General features: G+C 68.6%; 1 protein-coding gene. It reads right to left on the reverse strand.

The annotated features are described in order from the left end of the window. Positions 1-723, reverse strand: a 723-nt coding sequence (locus MKK69_RS15150; RefSeq protein WP_243969034.1) for a methyl-accepting chemotaxis protein, incomplete at both ends; no start/stop codon positions are given.

Consider the following 723-nt stretch of genomic DNA (forward strand, 5'->3'; position numbering starts at 1 on the left):
GATCGCTGCTGAGACCTCATCCAGTTTGCCGATCGTGCCCTGGATCGAACCGATTGCGCCCACCGCCTCGCGCGTGGCCGCTTGGGTCGCGGTGATCTGCACACGGATCTGATCTGTCGCCTTGGCAGTCTGCTCGGCCAACGCTTTCACCTCGGAGGCAACCACCGCGAAGCCTTTGCCCGAGGCGCCGGCTCGCGCCGCCTCGATTGTGGCGTTGAGTGCCAACAAGTTGGTCTGCGCGGCGATCCCCTGGATCATGGTCACGACCTCGCCGATCTGCGTGGCCTGGCCGCTCAGGCCCTCAACGATGCTGCCGGTGTGGCGCGCCTGCTCAACCGCCTCGCCGGCCATGCGCGCGGCGTGGCTGACCTGCTGGCTGATCTCGCCGACGGATGCTGACAGCTCCTCCGCGCCCGAGGCCACCGCCTGGATGTCGCTCGACACCTGCCCCACGATGCCGGCGGCCTCGGCTGTCTGCAGGGTGACAGCCTCGACCGCGGTACCGATCGCGTCGAGATCCATGCTGATCGCCCGCTGCGCCTCGGCCCGGCGCTGGCGCTCATGCACCTGTTCGGTGATGTCGGCGGCGAACTTCACCACCTTCACCGGCACACCGTCCCGGTCGCGAATCGGGTTGTAGGTCGCCTGGATCCAGACTTCGCGGCCGCCCCGGGCGATGCGCCGGAACTCATCCGCGGCGAACTCGCCACGCCCGAGCTTCAC

Source organism: Methylobacterium sp. J-026, assembly GCF_022829585.1.
Lineage (GTDB): Bacteria > Pseudomonadota > Alphaproteobacteria > Rhizobiales > Beijerinckiaceae > Methylobacterium.